Source organism: Enterobacter cloacae complex sp. IR5418, from assembly GCF_049238105.1.
GTDB classification, from domain to species: domain Bacteria; phylum Pseudomonadota; class Gammaproteobacteria; order Enterobacterales; family Enterobacteriaceae; genus Enterobacter; species Enterobacter hormaechei.
The window spans coordinates 81,693-97,148 of record NZ_JBMKHS010000017.1 but is presented as its reverse complement, the minus strand read 5'-3'; the positions used below and the strand labels follow the sequence as shown (position 1 = coordinate 97,148).

Here is a 15,456-nt window from a genome sequence, read left to right as displayed (position 1 = left end):
GAAAACACAACCCGCTACGGGGGAGACTTACCCGAAATCTGATTTATTCAACAAAGCCTATTTAACAGCGAATCGTTTCAGCGAAAAAAACGTCATTTCGCGGATGCGTCATTGTCATTTCACTGTCATTGTTCGGGGGTAAAAAAGAGGGAAATGGGCAAAGCAGAGGGCATCATGAACGATCCTATGTTTGTCGAAACGCTGATTATCGCCTCGTCGTTTTTTATCATCGCGATTATTTTGATTGCTTCCGTGCTGCTGCTGGAAAACGGCTGACCGTGAGCCAGCCGCTGTATTTATTGTTTACGGAACGGCACCAGTTCAGGACGGGCGATACGCAGATAGTCCTGGGTATCCATAATCACCGACTTTTCCAGCAGGCCGGCGTTAAACGCGATCTCGTCGAAACGCTCAAACAGCAGCGGATCGGCGACCAGCGTCAGATCCGGATGAAAGCTGAAGGGAGGAATGGCGCCAAAAACGCAGCCGGTAAGGGCATCCACTTCAGCCGGGCTGGCGAGAGAGGCCTTTAGCGCACCGAAATGGCTCGCCAGCAGGCTCAGATCGGCCTGCCGATCAGCGGCGAGAATTGCCAGAACATGTTTCTTAACGCCGTTGCCTTTTATCTTGCAGACCAGCGCTTTTGCACCCTGTCGGAGATCGGTCCCGCGAATTTCACTGACCGCTTCGCATTTCCCAACGGCCTCATGCGCCACCACGCGAAAGCGCGCCCCTTGCTCGGTTAATAAGCTGATTAGCTGCTGATGGGTCGTCGTCCCGGTCACGTCATCAGACATAACGATTTCACCTGTGATTTGCCAATACGTAGCCTGCTACATTAGCACGGGACGGGGAGGGCTAAAAGAAAACAGCCAGCGGGCGCGCTGGCTGTTGGGTTATGCGTTGCTGGTGGACGACTGTTTCTGGAACAGTTCCCGGAAGACCGGATAGATGTCATCCTGGTCGCGAATGTGCTGCATCGCAAAGTTATCGAACATCGCTTGCAGATGCTCATACTCACGCCACAGCGTCTGGTGGGCGCGACGGGTAATTTCAATGTAACTGTAATAACGCACCACCGGCAGGATCTTCTTCGCCAGAATTTCATGACACAGCGGCGAGTCATCCGCCCAGTTATCGCCATCCGATGCCTGCGCGGCGTAGATATTCCACTGCGCCGGATCGTAGCGCTCCTTCACCACCTCATCCATCAGCTTGAGAGCGCTCGACACGATGGTGCCACCGGTCTCCTGCGAGTAGAAGAACTCATGTTCATCCACCTCTTTTGCCTGAGTGTGATGGCGAATGTAGACCACCTCCACGTTCTTATATGTTCTGCTCAGGAACAGATAGAGCAGAATATAAAAACGCTTAGCCATATCCTTGGTGGCCTGATCCATTGAGCCTGACACGTCCATCAGGCAGAACATCACCGCCTGGCTGGAAGGCTCCGGACGTTTTTCGTAGTTCTTGTAGCGCAGGTCGAAGGTGTCGATAAACGGCACCCGGTCGATCTTCGCCCGCAGTTCGGCAATCTCTTTACGCAGGCGCTCCTCTTCCAGCAGTTGCGCTGGTTCGGTGTTTTCCACCACTTTCAGGCTGGTTTCCAGCTCGCGCAGTTCGCGCCGCTTACCTGCCGTCATTGCCGTGCGTCGCGCCAGCGAATTTTGCAGAGAACGCACCACGCTGATGTTGGCGGGCACCCCGTTAGCGGTATAGCCCGCGCGATGGGTTTTGTATTCATTGAGCTGGCGGTGCTGATTCTTTCTCAGATTCGGCAGGGCCAGATCCTCAAACAGCAGGTCGAGATATTCGTCTTTTGAGATCTGGAAGACGAACTCATCCTGGCCTTCTCCGTCCTGGCTGGCCTGCCCCTGACCGCTGCCAGAACCGCCGCCTCCGCCTTGTGGCCGCTCGATTCTGTCATTCTGGACGAAGTGGTCATTACCTGGGTGCACGCGATGGCGAAGGCCGCCACGCCCCTGATGAAACATCGGTTCGCTGATGTCATCGTTGGGGATGGAGACGGATTCGCCGCTATCGACGTCGGTCACCGAGCGTTTGTTGATGGCCTCGGAGATCGACTGTTTAATTTGCGCTTTATAACGGCGCAAGAAGCGCTGGCGATTCACCGTGCTCTTGTTTTTGCCGTTAAGACGCCGGTCAATAAACCAGGTCATATATCCCCCGTACTGCATTTGCCAACTTGCGTTTTTGTTGGCCCGGCAGGCGCAGGCGCTACCGGGCACTTGTTTTAAGACGATTTACGCACGCGCAGATACCATTCACAGAGCAGGCGGACCTGTTTGCGGGTATAGCCCTTCTCCATCATACGGTCGACAAAATCGTCGTGCTTTTTCTGCTCGTCGGTTGAGGTTTTGGCGTTGAACGAGATGACCGGCAACAGCTCTTCGGTGTTAGAGAACATTTTCTTCTCTATAACCGTGCGCAGTTTTTCGTAGCTGGTCCAGTTCGGATTGCGGCCATTGTTATGCGCTCTGGCGCGCAGCACGAAGTTCACAATCTCGTTTCGGAAGTCTTTCGGGTTGCTGATCCCGGCTGGCTTCTCAATTTTTTCCAGCTCCGCGTTCAGGGATTCACGGTCAAACAGCTGGCCGGTATCCGGGTCGCGGTACTCCTGATCCTGGATCCAGAAGTCAGCGTAAGTGACGTACCGGTCGAAGATGTTCTGCCCGTATTCGGAATAGGATTCCAGGTAGGCGGTCTGGATCTCTTTGCCAATGAACTCGGCGTATTTCGGGATCAGATAGCCTTTCAGGAACTCCAGATAGCGTTCAGCCTGTTCCTGAGGGAACTGCTCACGTTCAATTTGCTGTTCCAGAACATAGAACAGATGCACCGGGTTGGCGGCCACCTCCGCGTGGTCGAAGTTAAAGACGCGGGAGAGGATCTTAAACGCGAAACGCGTCGACAGACCGTTCATTCCTTCGTCGACCCCGGCGTAATCGCGGTATTCCTGATACGATTTCGCTTTCGGGTCGGTATCTTTCAGGCTTTCGCCGTCATAGACGCGCATTTTCGAGTAGATGCTGGAGTTTTCCGGCTCTTTCAGGCGCGACAGGATCGAGAAGCGCGACAGTGTTTCCAGGGTTCCCGGTGCGCAAGGCGCATGCACCAGCTCACTGTGGTTGAGCAGTTTTTCGTAAATCTTGATCTCTTCGGAGATCCGCAGGCAATAAGGCACTTTGACGATATACACACGGTCAAGGAACGCCTCATTGTTTTTGTTGTTACGGAAGGTCACCCATTCGGATTCGTTCGAGTGAGCGAGGATAATCCCGTTAAACGGCAGGGCAGAAATACCTTCCGTCCCGTTGTAGTTGCCTTCCTGGGTGGCGGTGAGCAGCGGATGCAGCACTTTGATCGGTGCTTTAAACATCTCGACAAATTCCATAATCCCCTGGTTGGCGCGGCACAGCGCACCGGAATAGCCGTAGGCATCCGGATCGTTTTGCGCGTGATGTTCCAGCTTACGGATATCAACTTTACCCACCAGCGCCGAGATATCCTGGTTGTTCTCGTCACCGGGTTCAGTTTTGGCAATGGCGATCTGCTCAAGGATAGACGGCCACACTTTCACGACGCGGAATTTAGTGATATCCCCACCAAACTCATGCAGACGTTTTGCCGCCCACGGCGACATGATCGTACCGAGATAGCGATGCGGAATGCCAAACTCTTTTTCCAGAATTTGCGCATCCTCCTGCGGGTTAAACAGGCACAGCGGGTGGTCATTGACCGGGCTGCGCTCGCCGTTGGCGCTCAGCACATAGATTGGCACGCGCTGCATCAGCGCTTTCAGCCGTTCAGCAAGGGAGGATTTACCCCCACCGACAGGCCCCAACAGGTAGAGGATCTGTTTCTTCTCTTCCAGCCCTTGAGCGGCATGCTTCAGGTAGGAGACGATCTGCTCTATGGCATCTTCCATGCCATAGAACTCCTCAAACGCCGGGTAGCGGGCGACCACCCGGTTCGAAAAGAGACGGGAAAGCCGTGGCTCCAGGGCAGTATCAACCATGTTTGGCTCACCAATAGCCATCAATAGCCGTTCTGCCGCATTGGCATAGGCACTGCGATCTTGCCGACAAATGGTAAGAAACTCCTGCAGTGTGAACTCTTCGTCCTTGGCAGCTTCGTAGCGCTGGCGATAGTGATCGAATATATTCATGGCATGCCGTCCTTTCGTTTTTTAGCACAGGATAAGAGCCGTTCGTATGAGTAGTGGAGGCTCCCGGAAGAGAATTTTTCGCACCGCACTGCCAGAGCAGCAACCTGTGTGCCAGGTCGAAGGCTATGAACCGCAGGGTGTTCAGCAAAACCTCTTCTTAAAGTAAAGCGTAGATGGCAATTGCAAAACTTGCATACGGATAAAATCTACTTTCAATGACATATCAATAACTCATCCAAAAATTTCCACTGCGGTTATAAGCGAAAAGCGGGTTTTTCATTTATAGGTCACATAAATGAAAGCGGGATGTCATCTGAAAAATGAAAAATAACGGGTTAATCAAACGGATTAGCGCGCAAAAAATTTTGGGATGTACGGGAATGGCGGTTACACTTCACCCGCTGATTATTTGACTACAGGAAAGAATGGATTGTGACCAAACTCAAACTTCTGGCATTGGGCATCCTTGCCGCTACCGCAGCGAGCACCGTACAGGCTGAGAGCCAGTGGACTGTTGGCGCGGGTGCTGGCGTGATTAACAGCCCGTACAAGCAGTATGACCGCGACGTTTATCCTGTCCCCGTTGTCACCTATGAAGGCGATAACTTCTGGTTCCGTGGATTGGGCGGCGGCTACTATCTCTGGAACGACACGGCCGATAAGCTCTCCATCATGGCCTATTACGATCCTACGCACTTTAAACCAGGCGACAGCGACAGCAATGCGCTTCGTCAGCTGGACAAACGCAGAAGCTCACTGATGGCGGGGCTTTCTTACGTCCATAATACCGAGTATGGCTTCCTGCGCACGGCGCTGGCGGGCGATACCCTGGATAACAGCAACGGCTTCATCTGGGATCTGGCGTGGCTTTATCGCTATACCAACGGTGCGGTGACGCTGACGCCGGGTATCGGTGTGCAGTACAGCAGCGAGAATTACAACGACTACTACTATGGCGTGTCTAAAGCGGAGTCTCGCCGCAGTGGTCTGAAGAGCTACAGCGCGGATGATGGCTGGGATCCGTACCTGGAACTCACCGCCTCTTATAACTTCCTCGGTGACTGGAATGTATACGGTACTGGCCGTTACATTCGTCTGAGCGATGAAGTGAAAGACAGCCCGATGGTCGACAAATCCTGGTCTGGTATCTTCTCTGTGGGTGTGACCTACAAGTTCTGACCAGAACGTGATGCATTAAAACGGGGCGCTTGCGCCCCGTTTGTTTTTTCATGATGCGGCAGAAAATATTAGCGCTTCACAATCTTGATCGTCTGGCCTAAGCGGGATGGTTTTTCTTCGCTGGTTTGTTGCGGCGCAGTCACACACGCGGTTTCCACACAGACGAAGGTCTTGTAACCGTCATCCGGGATATCCGCCATGCTGACGGAAAGGGCAGGGCCAGGGTTCCAGCCCACCACGTTGCTGTGGTGATGATGAACCACTTCAATGCCACGGTTCAGCGCGCTGTCATGGATTACGCTACAGGCTTCCGGGTGCAGGTACACGCGGTCGGTACGATCCGGGAAAGTCTGCACGCCGTCGTCCAGTCTGCCTTCTTTCGCGTTATCCACTTTGTCGATAAAGGTATCGCCAAGGCCGCTCACCTTAACGGCCTGAATGTCGCCTACGTTGAAATAGGTGTGCAGGGCGGACGTGGTTTCGAATTCGCCGTGGGCTTCGAGTTCAATTTCGCAGGTTTTACCCAGCTTGAAGCGGGCATACAACGTGAACTCGTGCGGCCACAGGGCGCGCGTTTCATCATTTGCCTGAAGTTCAAAGGTCAACACCGCGCCGTTTTCATCTTCGTTGTGGGCTTTGAGCGTCCACTGCTGATTACGGGCGAAACCGTGAGAGGGTAATCCCTGCTGCGCTGACGGGCCAAACCATGGCCAGCAGATGGGTACGCCACCACGGATCGCCGCCCCTTTTTTGAACGAGGTGGCCTCGCTCAGCCACAGGCCTTCTTCTTCGCCTTCTGGTTTCCAGGAGAGCAGGTGGGCGCCATTAAGCGCGACGGAAGCTTTAACGCGCGGGTGATCAACGACGATGATATCGGCACCGTCGATCTGACGGCGGGAGAGCACAGGGGTAAGTTGTTCGACTACCGGAAGTGCAAAAATTTTATTAATCATTAAGCAATCCTCTGTCTAAAAACAATAAAAAAGGCGACCGAAGTCGCCTTTTAGGATCAAGCACTCATCTCAACTTATTTGGAGATGTGAGCGATCAGGTCCAGTACTTTGTTAGAGTAGCCAGTTTCGTTGTCGTACCAGGAAACCAGTTTCACGAAGTTGTCGTTCAGTGCGATACCTGCTTTAGCATCGAACACGGAAGTGCATACTTCGCCGTTGAAATCGGTAGATACAACGTCGTCTTCGGTGTAACCCAGAACGCCTTTCATTGGGCCTTCGGAAGCAGCTTTGATTGCTTTCTTAATTTCTTCATAAGAAGCAGCTTTTTCCAGACGAACGGTCAGGTCAACAACGGATACGTTAGGAGTTGGAACGCGGAACGCCATACCAGTCAGTTTGCCATTCAGTTCTGGCAGTACTTTACCTACTGCTTTAGCAGCACCGGTAGATGATGGGATGATGTTCTGAGCCGCGCCACGGCCGCCACGCCAGTCTTTGTGAGACGGGCCATCAACGGTTTTCTGAGTCGCAGTGGTCGCGTGAACGGTAGTCATCAGACCTTCGATGATGCCGAAGTTGTCGTTGATAACTTTAGCCAGCGGTGCCAGGCAGTTGGTGGTGCAGGATGCGTTGGAAACGATGTCCTGGCCAGCGTAAGTTTCGAAGTTTGCACCGCGAACGAACATTGGGGTGTTGTCTTTGGAAGGACCAGTCAGAACAACTTTCTTCGCACCCGCAGTGATGTGTTTACGTGCAGTTTCGTCGGTCAGGAAGATACCGGTAGCTTCAGCTACAACGTCAACACCGATTTCGTTCCATTTCAGGTTAGCTGGGTCTTTCTCAGCAGTAACGCGGATGGTTTTGCCGTTAACAACCAGGTGGCCGTCTTTCACTTCAACGGTGCCGTCGAAACGACCGTGAGTTGAGTCGTACTTCAGCATGTACGCCATGTATTCAGCGTCCAGGAGATCGTTGATACCAACGATTTCGATGTCAGAACGTTTCTGAGCAGCACGGAAAACAATACGGCCGATACGGCCAAAACCGTTGATACCTACTTTGATAGTCATATATTCCACCAGCTATTTGTTAGTGAATAAAAGGTTGCCTGTAAAATTACAAAAACCTTACGCAGCGTCAAGCGGAATCGTGTCAATCATTGCGACAAATCAATCCTGTGACTAACGTTTGTGCGACTGACTCGCCTCACTTTCCCTTTGAGCTAGCAACCACATGGGGGCTGCGCCCGGAATTTTAAAGGCCTCGCAGGATTAAAATGTGAAATTGATCACAATTGCCTGACCGCCTTTTCGCGACACATAAGTTTAGAACAAAAGTGTACGCGCGGGTGTTAATGTTTTGTTAGAATCTGGGTTAAAAGATGTCTGTTTCAACAGCGAGATGTAAGCATATGTCGAACCAACGTAACCCCGACGATTTGAAAAAAAACCTTACAGAGATGCAGTTTTACGTGACGCAAAATCACGGCACAGAACCGCCGTTTTCCGGGCGTTTGCTGCACAACAAACGGGAAGGCGTCTACCACTGCCTGGTGTGTGATGCACCGCTGTTTAACTCCCAGACTAAGTATGATTCTGGCTGCGGTTGGCCGAGCTTTTACGAGCCTGTCAGCGACAATGCGATCCGTTACCTGACGGACTCCTCGCACGGCATGGTGCGCACCGAAATTCGCTGCGGGAACTGTGACGCCCATCTCGGGCATGTCTTCCCGGATGGCCCGCAACCGACGGGGGAGCGTTTCTGCGTCAATTCGGCTTCCATGAGCTTTACCGATGACGAAAACGGCGACCAGACCCAGGGTTGAAAAAACGATTCAGCAAATTATTCCTTTGAAAGGGAGAAATCGTGAATATTGATGACATGATTGCAGGCATGACCCCGGAGGTGTATCAGCGTCTGGTGACGGCCGTTGAACTGGGAAAATGGCCGGACGGTGTGGCGCTCACACCTGAACAAAAAGAGAACAGTTTGCAGCTGGTGATGCTGTGGCAGGCGCGTAACAATACCGACGCACAGCATATGACTATCGACACTAACGGTCAGATGGTGATGAAAAGCAAGCGTGAGCTAAAAGAAGACTTCGGCATTACGCCGAAGCCGATTGCGACTTTCAAATAAAGGTTCCATGTAAGCCGGGTAAGGCGAAGCCGCCACCCGGCACACGACACATTAGTGCGGGATCCCGAGCGACTTCGCCAGCTGTTTCGCGAGCTGGTTTTCATCGTCAGCCCCGTACTCCCAGAACATGGCACCGGCCAGACCTTTCTCCTTGATGTAATCCGCTTTGATTGCCACGGAACGCGGGTTCTCATACGAAATAGCAAACAGCGCCTTCCCGTCGGCGGATTTCACTGACAGCCACGGCACCTTCGCCTGATCGTCCCAGTGCTCGGTAAAGCGTTTCTGCGGATCGTTCAGCAATTTGCGGACGATATCGTTGTATTTCACGTAGGTGTCTTTGGTCAGATCATAGCCAAGCGATTTAAACAGGCCGATCTCCTGCGGTCCAAAATAGGGCTGTGTCACCGGATTGTTTTGCGCGTCCGGTTTGCTCCAGTCGATGCCCGGTTCAACGGCGCGCTTCGGTACGCGGCCATAAAAACCAATCCCGAGGTTCATCTGCTGCGGCTTAAGCCCGGCGGCCAGGTAGTTGTTCACCACAAAATCGACGCTGTATTTGTCCGCGGCAGCCACCGTCGGCCAGGCACTGGAGTCATACAGATTCGCGTTAAAGTACTGCGTCCCGTATGCCATGTCGTAGGTCATCAGGTTGATGTAGTCGAGCAGAGGGGCAATGGCTTTCACATCCACCCAGCTTTTCGGACTTTCCGCATTCGCGCCGACCGCGATCGTGACCAGCTTTTTCTTACCAAACGCGTCACGCATCTCTTTTAACAGCGCGGTGAAGTTATCCCTGTCGGCAGGGATGCTCTCGACCAGTCCCCACGCGCCGTTGACCGGATATTCCCAGTCCAGATCGATCCCATCCAGGCCGTATTTGTTGACGATCTCCTGCGCGGAGCGAATAAACACCGCACGGCTCTCTTTGGTTGCCGCTGCGCCAGAAAAACCACGCGCGCCCCAGCCGCCAACGGAAAGCAGGACTTTCAGGTTCGGATTTTGTTTACGCAGGGTGGGGATTAAGGCCAGGTCGGATGCCACCTTTGGTGATAACCAGATTTGATGCAGTTTTGCCGGATCCTTCAGCGCGGCGTTGGTTTCGTCTTTCTCGTTGTTATAGACCAGACCAAACGAGTAGTTGAGGTGAGTAATCTGGCGGACGTCGAGTTTATTGATATCGCCACCCGGTCCGGCGGTCACATCGCCACCGCCATTGAAGTAGCCCACGGACATCAGGGGCGCGGCGGAAGCCAGTGACGCGCAAAGCAAGGGTAATGCTGCCAGCAAGGGCAAACGTTTCATATACGATCCTCTTTGACCAAATAAAAATAACCACGCCACAGAAAAGGCGTGGCGAAAAAACAGCCTGAAGAGAATAACATTGCCGTTTCGCTTGTGATGCGAGGGAGTTCACTTTATGGGAGATCGGAGAGGGGGTTTTGCCGGGTGGCGCTGACGCTTACCCGGCCTACAAAACCAGAGAAAGTAGGCCGGGTAAGGCGAAGCCGCCACCCGGCTAAAAACGCTTAGGCCTGCGTCTCCATCCAGTCAGCCAGCGTATACAGCGTTGCGCCTTCCGCGGCCATATCCATAAATGCCTGGGCGCTGTCCTGCGGCTGAATATTCACCCCACGACAGCCGTCGGTGATGACATTCACGGAATAGCCCAACTGGAGCGCATCCAGCACGGTGAACTTCACGCAGTAATCCGTCGCCAGGCCCATCACAATCAGCTCGGTGATTTCATGGTGGCGTAACCACGCGTCCAGCGCCGTCTTCTGGCGGTGCCCGTTATCAAAAAACGCGCTATAGCTGTCGATAGCCGGATTTTCACCTTTATGGAACACCGCGTCGATGGCCTTCTGATTGAGGAGCGGATGCAGCTCAGCGCCTTCCGTCTGCTGCACGCAGTGATCCGGCCAGAAGGTTTGCGCCAGCCCGTCCAGTTCGCCCTGGCTGTAAGGCTCGACGTTGTGCTGGCTGGCAAAGCTGCCGTGGTTTGCCGGATGCCAGTCCTGACTCGCCACCACCGCTTCACCACGAGCCTTACACCACTCAATTAACGTGTTTGCCACGTCGACGGTGCTGTCGCCTTCCGCGACGGCCAGCGCACCGCCCGCACAGAAATCATTTTGCAAATCGACCAGTAACAGGGCGCGTTGCTTCATAGGAACTCCTTATTCGTCCGGCGTCAGTTCACCGCGCAGGTTTTGCATCATGGCGCGGCGAATGGAATCAATATCCAGATCCTGACTCAGTAAATAGTGAAGTTTAGTCAGCGTTGCCTCAACGGTCATATCGAAACCACTGATCACGCCTGCGTGCGCCAGGGCATTACCGGTGGCGTAGCCGCCCATGTTGACCTTACCGGACATACACTGGGTGAGGTTGACCACCACAATCCCGCGATCGCTCGCCTCCTGAAGTTCTTTCAGGAACTCACCGTTCTGCGGGGCATTACCCACCCCATAGGAGCGCAGGATCAGCGCTTTCACCGGCTGGCGCAGGAAGTTGCGCACCACGTCGGCGGAAATGCCCGGATAAATCGTCACCACGCCAATCGGCTGCGGGGTGATCGGGTGAACAATCAGCTCGCCTGCGGTATTTGGCGCGGGCGGCGTGCCCAGACGACGGATATGGATCCCCGCTTCCAGCAGCGGTTGCAGGTTAGGTGAGGCAAACGCGTCAAAGCCGTCGGCGTGTGCTTTTGTGGTACGGTTCCCGCGATACAGCCGGTTGTTGAAGAACAGCGACACTTCGTTGATCGGATAATTGGCAGCCACGTACAGGGAGTTAAGCAGGTTGATCTGCCCGTCTGAACGCAGTTCCGCCAGCGGGATCTGCGAGCCGGTCACAATCACGGGCTTGCTCAGGTTCTCCAGCATGAAGGAGAGCGCCGAGGCGGTGAACGCCATGGTGTCGGTGCCGTGCAGGATCACGAAGCCGTCGTACTGGTCGTAATGGGCTTTAATATCGTCCGCAATATGCTGCCAGTCTTCCGGCGTCATGTCGGAGGAGTCCATCAGCGGCTCATACTCGTGGATGGTGAAGTCCGGCATTTCCGGACGGTGGAATTCAGGCATCAGCGCCAGCTGGCGCTGCAAGTGACCGGAAACCGGGATATAGCCATTTTCTGAGCGCTGCATACCGATGGTACCGCCGGTATAGGCGACATAAATTGATTTCTTCTGCATGGTAATGAGTTCTTGTTCTTCAAAAGAAAAAATCCCCTCTTCACGGGAAGAGGGGACGGTTTTTAACGCACGTTCGCACAGGTCAGGCAAAACGCGTAACGGCTTTGTGGATCATTAAACGCTGCGAGCTTATCGCTCTCCGCCTTCATGGCTTTTGCCGCAGTCGCCACCGGCGCCGGCAGATAAGCCTGAAGCGCGTCCGGCAGCATGGCGCGGACGGAGCCGGACATGCTGTCCATGACCATATCGAAGAACGTCGGTTCGTCCTGATAATAGTCCACGTGCCACTGCTTGAGCTTCGCCAGTTCGGCCGCTTTCTTCACGGCGTCATCGAAGTCACCCAGGCTGTCCACCAGACCGTTGCTCTTCGCATCCTGACCGGTCCAGACGTGGCCCTGAGCGATCTGGTCAATCTGATCGGGCGTCTTTTTACGGGAGTCCGCAACCAGCGTGATGAAACGTTTATAGCCACTCTCAATGCTGAGCTGCATCATCTCTGACACCTCAGGCGGCAGGGATTTGGTGACAGACACATCCGCCAGCGGCGAGGTGGAAACGCCGTCGGTGTGGACGCCGAGATAATCCAGGCTGTTCTCGACGGTGTTGATCACCCCGAAGATGCCAATCGAACCGGTGAGCGTGCTTGGGTTAGCCACAATGTAGTTGGTTGGCGTTGAGATCCAGTAACCCCCGGAAGCCGCCATGCCGCCCATCGAGACCACGACCGGCTTGCCCGCGGCGCGTGCGGCGGCCAGTTCAGCACGGATCACTTCAGAGGCGCTAACGCTGCCGCCAGGGCTGTTCACCCGCAGGACAATCGCTTTCACTTTCGGATCGAGGCGCGCATCGCGGATCTGCGATGCGGTGGTGTCCCCGCCGACGTTCCCCGGGGTCTCCTCGCCGTCCATAATGGCGCCGTTAGCAAACACCACGGCGATGCTGTCACCGCTGTCGTCCGGCTTTTTCGCGGCGTAGTCATACATGCTGATAGCGCTGTAGTTTTTGTCCTCTTTACTCCAGCCGAACTGTTTGGTCAGCGCTTTTTCAATTTCAGCGCTGGAACCCAGCTGATCGACCAGTTTGTTATCAAGCGCGTATTTCGCCGTATCGCCGTCCACCTTGCGCAGGCCGTCCAGCACGCCGCGCGCGCCCGGGAAGACCTGCTCCGCGGTAATCTGACGGTTAGCGGCAATGGTGCCGAGGTAGTTCTGCCACAGCTCGCCAATCCAGCGGCTGTCCGCTTCACGGGCGGCCGGGGACATATCATCGCGGATAAACGGCTCCACGGCGGATTTATAGGTCCCGACGCGGAAGACGTGCGTGGTGACTTTCAGCTTGTCGAGCAGCGATTTGTAGTACAGACCGTTAGTGGCGAAGCCATGCAGATCGACCGCGCCCTGCGGCGAAAGCCAGATTTTATTGGCAAAGCTCGCCAGATAATATTGCCCCTGGGTGTAGCTGTCGCCAACGGCAATCACCGGCTTACCGCTGTCGCGGAATTCGCGCAGCGCTTTACCGATGTACTGCATTGACGGCTGATCGGCGCCAGCAAAGTCTTTCAGATCCAGCACGATACCGGTAATGTTACGATCGTCTTTGGCCTGACGGATGGTCTCGACGATATCAAACAGGGAGTTTTCCTGGAGTCGGTCTGACGTTGCGCCAAACAGCTGGCGGCCAATCACGCCCAGACGGTTGCTGGTAGACGGCTTATCAACAATCACCCCGGTGATATCGAGTAACAGTGCGCCGCGCGTCGAATGCTGCGACTGGTTTGCGTTGCTGATATGCATCCAGATACCTGCGCATACCAGTACCAGGAAGATGAAGAAGATATTCATCACCAGGTTGCGGACGAAGTTGAGCAGTCGCCACGTCCATTTAAAGAAACCGGCAAAGATTCGCCAAAGGGTTCGCATGTATTCTCCCTAACCAGAAAAGGACTGTTTCCGTCGCCACGGGACGGTAATGTGCGGTTATCGTAATGACCCAACCGCCACTTGTCAGCAGGAATCGCCTGCCACGCTGTAACAAATTCTGCTGTCGTGTTAATTTTGTGAGTAAATTTCATGAAAGGAGTTAACCAATGGACGCACTTGAACTGCTTGTTAACCGTCGTAGCGCTTCCCGTCTGGCCGAACCGGCACCCGTCGGTGAGCAGCTGGAAAACATTCTGCGTGCCGGAATGCGTGCGCCGGACCATGGCACATTGCAGCCGTGGCACTTCTTTATTATTGAAGGCGAAGGGCGCGACCGCTTCAGCCAGCTGCTGGAGCAGGGGGCGGTTGCCGCAGGCCAGGATGAAAAGGGGATTGATAAAGCCCGCAGCGCGCCGTTCCGGGCGCCGATGATCATCGCGGTAGTCGCAAAATGCCAGGCTGACCATAAAGTGCCGGTCTGGGAGCAGGAGATGTCTGCCGGTTGCGCGGTAATGGCAATGCAGATGGCCGCCGTCGCGCAGGGCTTTAACGGCATCTGGCGTACCGGGCCGCTGACTGAGAGCGCCGCCGTGCGGGAAGGCTTCTCCTGTGGTGAGCACGATAAAATTGTCGGCTTCCTCTATCTCGGTACCCCGCAGCTTAAAGCCTCCAGCACCATTAGCGTGCCGGACACCACCCCTTTCGTCAGCCGTTTTTAATCCCACGCGCTAAACTGTCTGGATTCTGAGCATCCGCCGCAGAATTCAGACAGTCATACTTACCTCTTTATGGAATGAGCGCTACCATAGCGCGATTGAGATGACAGGAGACGTCCATGAGCGAGCAAACCATTCGTTTAACGCAATACAGCCACGGAGCCGGTTGCGGTTGTAAAATTTCCCCGAAAGTGCTGGAGACCATTCTGCACAGTGAACAGGCGAAGTTTGTCGACCCGAACCTGCTTGTCGGTAACGAAACGCGTGACGATGCAGCGGTTTATGACTTAGGTAACGGCACCAGCATTATCAGCACCACTGACTTCTTTATGCCGATTGTCGACAACCCGTTCGACTTCGGGCGCATTGCGGCCACCAACGCCATCAGCGATATCTTTGCGATGGGCGGCAAACCCATTATGGCGATCGCCATTCTGGGCTGGCCTGTCAACACCCTCCCGCCGGAAATCGCCCGCGACGTGATCGAAGGCGGACGCTTTGCCTGCCAGCAGGCGGGGATTGCCCTGGCCGGGGGGCACTCTATTGATGCGCCGGAGCCGATCTTCGGCCTGGCCGTCACCGGCGTGGTGCCGACTGAACGCGTGAAGCGCAACAGCACGGCGCAGGCGGGTTGCAAACTGTTCCTCACCAAACCGCTGGGCATTGGCGTACTGACCACCGCTGAGAAGAAATCCCTGCTGAAACCTGAGCATATCGGTCTGGCAACGGAAGTGATGTGTCAGATGAACCTCGCCGGGGCGGCTTTCGCCAGTATTGACGGCGTGAAGGCCATGACCGACGTGACCGGTTTTGGTCTGCTGGGCCACCTCTCTGAAGTCTGTCAGGGCGCGGGCGTACAGGCGCAGGTCTGGTATCAGGACGTGCCGAAGCTGCCGGGCGTGGAAGAGTACATTGCGCTGGGCGCGGTGCCGGGCGGAACGCAGCGCAACTTCGCCAGCTATGGTCACCTGATGGGCGAAATGCCGGAAGCGTGGCGCAACCTGCTGTGCGATCCGCAAACCTCCGGCGGCCTGCTGCTGGCGGTGACGCCGGAAGCAGAGGCTGACGTACAGGCGACGGCTGCCGAGTTTGGCATCACCCTCACGGCCATTGGTGAGCTGGTGACCGCCCGCGGTGGCCGCCCGATGATTGAGATCCGTTAAC

Annotated in this window: 15 protein-coding genes; 6 read left to right on the top strand and 9 right to left on the bottom strand. The window is 54.9% G+C overall.

Annotation, left to right across the window (positions count from 1 at the left end):
* The first annotated feature begins 174 nt into the window (after positions 1-174).
* Complete coding sequence (yoaI, locus tag ACOTX7_RS14625) at positions 175-276, top strand: small membrane protein YoaI (RefSeq protein WP_226865195.1); 102 nt, start codon at positions 175-177, stop codon at positions 274-276.
* 20 nt (positions 277-296) lie between these two features.
* Here the strand turns inward: yoaI and ACOTX7_RS14620 are convergent, their stop codons facing one another.
* The 3 genes from ACOTX7_RS14620 to yeaG form a co-directional block, all read right to left on the bottom strand.
* Entirely contained in the window at positions 297-797 is a 501-nt protein-coding gene (locus ACOTX7_RS14620; RefSeq protein WP_221255822.1) for a YbaK/prolyl-tRNA synthetase associated domain-containing protein, read from the bottom strand.
* 99 nt (positions 798-896) lie between these two features.
* Positions 897-2,180: a YeaH/YhbH family protein gene (locus ACOTX7_RS14615; protein ID WP_017384692.1), complete on the bottom strand. Its 1,284-nt coding sequence runs from the start codon at positions 2,178-2,180 to the stop codon at positions 897-899.
* A gap of 74 nt (positions 2,181-2,254) precedes the next feature.
* A complete protein-coding gene (yeaG, locus tag ACOTX7_RS14610; RefSeq protein ID WP_006809140.1) occupies positions 2,255-4,189 on the bottom strand; it encodes a protein kinase YeaG in 1,935 nt (644 codons plus the stop codon).
* Positions 4,190-4,621: 432 nt separating this feature from the next.
* Here yeaG and ACOTX7_RS14605 point away from each other — a divergent pair, with 432 nt between their 5' ends.
* Positions 4,622-5,368 (top strand): MipA/OmpV family protein, encoded by a 747-nt coding sequence (locus tag ACOTX7_RS14605; RefSeq protein ID WP_017384691.1) that lies wholly within the window; start codon positions 4,622-4,624, stop codon positions 5,366-5,368.
* 68 nt (positions 5,369-5,436) lie between these two features.
* On the opposite strand, the gene ACOTX7_RS14600 is transcribed toward ACOTX7_RS14605, so the two are convergent.
* A complete protein-coding gene (locus tag ACOTX7_RS14600) occupies positions 5,437-6,321 on the bottom strand; it encodes a D-hexose-6-phosphate mutarotase (protein WP_047353924.1) in 885 nt (294 codons plus the stop codon).
* A 74-nt stretch (positions 6,322-6,395) separates the two neighbouring features.
* Positions 6,396-7,391: a glyceraldehyde-3-phosphate dehydrogenase gene (gene gapA, locus ACOTX7_RS14595; RefSeq protein WP_006809136.1), complete on the bottom strand. Its 996-nt coding sequence runs from the start codon at positions 7,389-7,391 to the stop codon at positions 6,396-6,398.
* Between the two features lie 341 nt (positions 7,392-7,732).
* On the opposite strand from gapA, the gene msrB reads away from it, so the two are divergent.
* Together msrB and ACOTX7_RS14585 are read left to right on the top strand one after the other, a co-directional pair.
* Positions 7,733-8,146 (top strand): peptide-methionine (R)-S-oxide reductase MsrB, encoded by a 414-nt coding sequence (gene msrB, locus ACOTX7_RS14590; protein WP_221255835.1) that lies wholly within the window; start codon positions 7,733-7,735, stop codon positions 8,144-8,146.
* A 41-nt stretch (positions 8,147-8,187) separates the two neighbouring features.
* Positions 8,188-8,460: a YeaC family protein gene (locus ACOTX7_RS14585; protein ID WP_006809134.1), complete on the top strand. Its 273-nt coding sequence runs from the start codon at positions 8,188-8,190 to the stop codon at positions 8,458-8,460.
* Between the two features lie 51 nt (positions 8,461-8,511).
* Here the strand turns inward: ACOTX7_RS14585 and ACOTX7_RS14580 are convergent, their stop codons facing one another.
* The 4 genes from ACOTX7_RS14580 to sppA form a co-directional block, all read right to left on the bottom strand.
* Positions 8,512-9,765 (bottom strand): glycoside hydrolase family 18 protein, encoded by a 1,254-nt coding sequence (locus tag ACOTX7_RS14580; RefSeq protein WP_214591492.1) that lies wholly within the window; start codon positions 9,763-9,765, stop codon positions 8,512-8,514.
* A 224-nt stretch (positions 9,766-9,989) separates the two neighbouring features.
* The gene (gene pncA / locus ACOTX7_RS14575) at positions 9,990-10,631 is read right to left on the bottom strand and encodes a bifunctional nicotinamidase/pyrazinamidase (RefSeq protein WP_006809130.1); all 642 of its coding nucleotides are present in this window, start codon (positions 10,629-10,631) and stop codon (positions 9,990-9,992) included.
* A 9-nt stretch (positions 10,632-10,640) separates the two neighbouring features.
* A complete protein-coding gene (gene ansA / locus ACOTX7_RS14570; protein WP_032673734.1) occupies positions 10,641-11,657 on the bottom strand; it encodes an asparaginase in 1,017 nt (338 codons plus the stop codon).
* Between the two features lie 62 nt (positions 11,658-11,719).
* Positions 11,720-13,576: a signal peptide peptidase SppA gene (gene sppA / locus ACOTX7_RS14565; RefSeq protein WP_421626103.1), complete on the bottom strand. Its 1,857-nt coding sequence runs from the start codon at positions 13,574-13,576 to the stop codon at positions 11,720-11,722.
* 167 nt (positions 13,577-13,743) lie between these two features.
* On the opposite strand from sppA, the gene ACOTX7_RS14560 reads away from it, so the two are divergent.
* The gene (locus tag ACOTX7_RS14560; protein WP_205924047.1) at positions 13,744-14,295 is read left to right on the top strand and encodes an NAD(P)H nitroreductase; all 552 of its coding nucleotides are present in this window, start codon (positions 13,744-13,746) and stop codon (positions 14,293-14,295) included.
* Between the two features lie 116 nt (positions 14,296-14,411).
* Complete coding sequence (gene selD / locus ACOTX7_RS14555) at positions 14,412-15,455, top strand: selenide, water dikinase SelD (RefSeq protein ID WP_006809126.1); 1,044 nt, start codon at positions 14,412-14,414, stop codon at positions 15,453-15,455.
* Position 15,456 lies beyond the last annotated feature (1 nt).

Excerpts from the sequence above, each read along its gene's own strand:
- yoaI (WP_226865195.1), top strand. The coding sequence starts at position 175 with ATGAACGATCCTATGTTTGTCGAAACGCTGATTATCGCCTCGTCGTTT.
- ACOTX7_RS14620 (WP_221255822.1), bottom strand. The coding sequence starts at position 797 with ATGTCTGATGACGTGACCGGGACGACGACCCATCAGCAGCTAATCAGC.
- ACOTX7_RS14615 (WP_017384692.1), bottom strand. The coding sequence starts at position 2,180 with ATGACCTGGTTTATTGACCGGCGTCTTAACGGCAAAAACAAGAGCACG.
- yeaG (WP_006809140.1), bottom strand. The coding sequence starts at position 4,189 with ATGAATATATTCGATCACTATCGCCAGCGCTACGAAGCTGCCAAGGAC.
- ACOTX7_RS14600 (WP_047353924.1), bottom strand. The coding sequence starts at position 6,321 with ATGATTAATAAAATTTTTGCACTTCCGGTAGTCGAACAACTTACCCCT.
- gapA (WP_006809136.1), bottom strand. The coding sequence starts at position 7,391 with ATGACTATCAAAGTAGGTATCAACGGTTTTGGCCGTATCGGCCGTATT.
- msrB (WP_221255835.1), top strand. The coding sequence starts at position 7,733 with ATGTCGAACCAACGTAACCCCGACGATTTGAAAAAAAACCTTACAGAG.
- ACOTX7_RS14580 (WP_214591492.1), bottom strand. The coding sequence starts at position 9,765 with ATGAAACGTTTGCCCTTGCTGGCAGCATTACCCTTGCTTTGCGCGTCA.
- pncA (WP_006809130.1), bottom strand. The coding sequence starts at position 10,631 with ATGAAGCAACGCGCCCTGTTACTGGTCGATTTGCAAAATGATTTCTGT.
- ansA (WP_032673734.1), bottom strand. The coding sequence starts at position 11,657 with ATGCAGAAGAAATCAATTTATGTCGCCTATACCGGCGGTACCATCGGT.
- sppA (WP_421626103.1), bottom strand. The coding sequence starts at position 13,576 with ATGCGAACCCTTTGGCGAATCTTTGCCGGTTTCTTTAAATGGACGTGG.
- ACOTX7_RS14560 (WP_205924047.1), top strand. The coding sequence starts at position 13,744 with ATGGACGCACTTGAACTGCTTGTTAACCGTCGTAGCGCTTCCCGTCTG.
- selD (WP_006809126.1), top strand. The coding sequence starts at position 14,412 with ATGAGCGAGCAAACCATTCGTTTAACGCAATACAGCCACGGAGCCGGT.